Origin of the sequence: Mesorhizobium sp. M1A.F.Ca.IN.020.06.1.1, from assembly GCF_004023265.1 — a bacterium.
Taxonomy (GTDB): Bacteria; Pseudomonadota; Alphaproteobacteria; order Rhizobiales; family Rhizobiaceae; genus Mesorhizobium.
The window spans coordinates 1-3,680 of the sequence record NZ_RZSR01000612.1 but is presented as its reverse complement, the minus strand read 5'-3'; the positions used below and the strand labels follow the sequence as shown (position 1 = coordinate 3,680).

2 protein-coding genes and 1 pseudogene are annotated in these 3,680 nt (G+C 64.7%); all 3 read left to right on the top strand.

Annotation, left to right across the window (positions count from 1 at the left end; translation table 11 throughout):
- Positions 1-290, top strand: a 290-nt coding sequence (locus tag EOA60_RS23430) for an NlpC/P60 family protein (RefSeq protein ID WP_164899485.1), incomplete at its 5' end; no start/stop codon positions are given.
- Positions 291-520: 230 nt separating this feature from the next.
- Positions 521-3,052, top strand: a complete 2,532-nt coding sequence (locus EOA60_RS23425; RefSeq protein ID WP_095824398.1) for a ligase-associated DNA damage response DEXH box helicase — start codon at positions 521-523, stop codon at positions 3,050-3,052.
- A gap of 16 nt (positions 3,053-3,068) precedes the next feature.
- Positions 3,069-3,680: pseudogene (locus tag EOA60_RS39160) on the top strand (hypothetical protein); the annotation flags it as partial.

The window sequence follows — 3,680 nt, the reverse complement described above, 5'->3', positions numbered from 1 at the left end:
GCTCCGGCCTCGTGCAACTGTCGATGCGCATGGCCGGCAAGGATGTGCTGCGCGACTCCGACATGCAGGCGGCATCGATCGGAACGCCGCTCGAGCCATGCCCTGAGTATTCCGGGCTGCAGCGCGGCGACCTCGTCTTCTGGAAGGGCCACGTCGCGATCATGACCGACGCGAAGGACATGATCCACGCCAATGGCCACACGATGCTGGTCTCGCGCGAAGGGCTGAAGGATGCCGTCGAGCGGATCGGCTATCTCTATGGCGGCCCGACCGGGTTCCGCAGGCCTTAGCGCCGCCCTAACCTCTCCCCATGGGAGAGAAGTGGGATTGCCCCGATTTGCTCTTCGCAAGTCGGCTGGCAATCTGGATGAGGGGTAAGTAGCGCCAAGCTGGATCACCCTCATTAGTCTCGGCGCTGCGCGCCGGGCCACCTTCTCCCACACGGGGAGAGGGGAAGAATGATCCCCTTTTGTTCCGATTTTCCTTGGCGATCGCTTGCCAGCGCGCTACCTCTTTGCGCGTGACAGAGCAGCCGCGCCTCGCCGAACAGAATGTCGCCGTCCTTCTCCCCGAGCCGTTCGTAAAATGGTTCGCTGCAAAAGGCTGGTCGCCGCGCGCCCACCAGCTCGAACTGCTGGCGAAGGCTCAAGCCGGCCAATCGGCGCTGCTGATCGCGCCGACCGGCGCCGGCAAGACCCTGGCCGGATTCCTGCCCTCGCTTACCGAGCTCGCCAGGCGTCCGCGCCGCAAGCCCGGTGGGGCGCATCGTGGCATCCACACGCTCTACATCTCGCCGCTCAAGGCGCTGGCCGTCGACATCGAGCGCAATCTCGGCAAGCCGGTCGAGGAGATCGGACTGCCGGTCACCATCGAAACCCGCACCGGCGACACGCCCTCGCACAAGCGCCAGCGGCAAAAGCTCGCACCGCCCGACATCCTGCTCACCACCCCCGAACAGCTCGCGCTTCTGATTGCCTCGGCCGACGCCAGGCGCTTCTTCGAGGATTTGCGTTATGTCGTCCTCGACGAATTGCATTCGCTCGTCACCTCGAAGCGCGGGCATCTTTTGGCGCTAGGCCTGGCGCGGCTGCGCACCTTCGTCCCTGAGCTGCAGACCATCGGCCTGTCGGCTACGGTCGCCGAGCCGGATGAGTTGCGGCGCTGGCTGGTCAGCCAGGCTTCCCCTGAGGCCATGTCCGAGTTAATCGTCGTGACAGGCGGCGCCAAGCCCGACATCTCCATTCTCGATTCCGAAGAGCGGGTGCCATGGGCTGGACATTCCGCCCGCTACGCCACTCCGGAGATCTATCGCGAGGTCAAGCGGCACAAGACGACGCTGCTCTTTGTCAACACGCGCAGCCAGGCCGAGCTGCTGTTTCAGGAGCTGTGGCGCGTCAACGACGACACGTTGCCGATCGCCTTGCATCACGGCTCGCTCGACGTCGCCCAGCGGCGGCGGGTCGAGAAGGCGATGGGCGAAAACGCCTTGCGCGCTATCGTCGCCACCTCGACATTGGACCTGGGCATCGACTGGGGCGATGTCGATCTGGTCGTGCATGTCGGCGCGCCGAAGGGGGCCAGCCGCCTCGCGCAGCGCATCGGCCGCGCCAACCACCGCATGGATGAGCCATCGAAGGCGATCCTGATCCCGGCCAACCGGTTTGAGGTGCTTGAATGCCGTGCCGCGCTCGACGCCAACTATCTCGGCGCGCAGGACACGCCGCCTTTGGTCAATGGCGGGCTCGACGTGCTGGCGCAGCATGTGCTCGGCTGCGCCTGCGGTGCCCCGTTCCACGCCGACGCGCTGTTTGACGAGGTGAGATCGGCTGCGCCCTATGTCAGCCTAGACCGCCCGACATTCGACCGGGTCATCGACTTCGTCGCCACCGGCGGATACGCGCTGAGAAACTACGAGCGCTACGCCCGTATCCGGCAAACCAAGGAAGGCTTGTGGCGAGTATCCAATCCCCGCGTGGCGCAACAGTACCGGCTCAATGTCGGGACCATCATCGAAGTGCCGGCCCTCAACGTTCGTTACGTCCAGGCTGGAAGCAAGGGCGCGGCCTCGCGCGGCGGCAGAGTCTTGGGAAAGATCGAGGAAGCGTTTCTCGAGACCTTGACCTATGGCGACACTTTCATGTTCGCCGGAAGGGTTCTGCGCTTCGAGGGTATCCGCGACAATGAGTGCTTCGTGTCGAATGCTCCCGGAAGCGAAGCAAAGGTGCCCTACTATGGCGGCGGCAAATTCCCGCTTTCGACCTATCTCGCCGAGCAGGTGCGCGCCATGCTCGACGATCCGCAGCGCTGGAAGAAGCTGCCCGAGCAGGTGGCCGATTGGCTGCGGTTTCAGGCCGATAAATCCGTCCTGCCGAAACGGGACGATCTGCTGATCGAGACCTTTCCACGCGGAAACCGGCACTATCTCGTAGCCTATCCATTCGAAGGCAGGCTCGCGCATCAGACGCTGGGCATGCTGCTGACGCGCCGCCTGGATCGAGCGGGCGCCAAACCGGTCGGGTTTGTTGCCACCGACTATGCGTTGGCTATTTGGTCGCTGGCCGACATGGGCTGGATGTTCAAAAACAAAAAACCATCGCTGGCTGCGCTCTTCGATCAGGACATGCTCGGGGACGATCTCGAGGCATGGTTTGCCGACAGTTGGCTGCTCAAGCGCACCTTCCGCAACTGCGCGCTGATTTCCGGACTGATCGAGAAACGTCATCCCGGCAAGGAGAAAAGCGGCCGCCAGGTCACCGTCTCGACAGACCTGATTTATGATGTGCTGCGCAGCCACGAGCCCGACCACATCCTGCTCCAGGCGACGCGTGCCGATGCAGCGACCGGATTGCTCGATGTCAGCAGACTTGCCGAGATGCTCTCGCGCATCCTCGGTCGAATCGTGCATAAGGACCTGGAACAGATATCGCCGCTAGCCGTGCCAATCATGCTCGAAATCGGCAAGATGCCGGTGCATGGCGAGGCGGATGAAACGCTGTTGATGGATGCCGCCACCCTCGTTGAAGAGGCCATGGGGCCGGAGATGGCCGACTGAGAGAAGGCAAGAGGGGATGAATTTTTCGCTGTCGCGCGCAACGCTGATCGCCGAGGCCGACTTTGTCGGCATCGCCGGCGAACGCGCGGTTTGCGACCGGCGCGGCGTGCTCTATTTCCCCGATCTGCGGCTGCTTGCGGTCTCCGACCTGCATCTCGAAAAGGGCTCGTCCTTCGCCAGGCGCGGCGCGCTGATCCCGCCTTATGACACAGGTGCGACCTTGCTGCGCCTGCAGGCCGTGATCGCCGACTACGGTCCGCGGATCGTCGTCAGCCTTGGCGACTCCTTCCACGACGGCGGCGGCGCCGAGCAGCACCGTCGTCCAGCCGGAGCCGAAGGCCATGTGCAGCATCAACAAGCCTGCGACGCCGCCGCCGCCGAGCGCGAAGGAGACGGCGGGGCCGCCGCGGAGCGGCGGTTCCTCGGCGCGCGCGATCCACTCGCCGCCGGCGGCAAAGACGAGCACCAGAAGCAGGGCCGGCAGCGCGTAGCCAAAATCGCGGTCGATGCCGCCGAAGGTGAGCCAGAGCGCGGTGAGCACGACCAGCGGCACAATGACACCCCAGGCCGCCCAGGACGCGGCGCGGATGGGCGCAGCAGCCGCAAAGCGGCGCGCGGCCCAGAACCC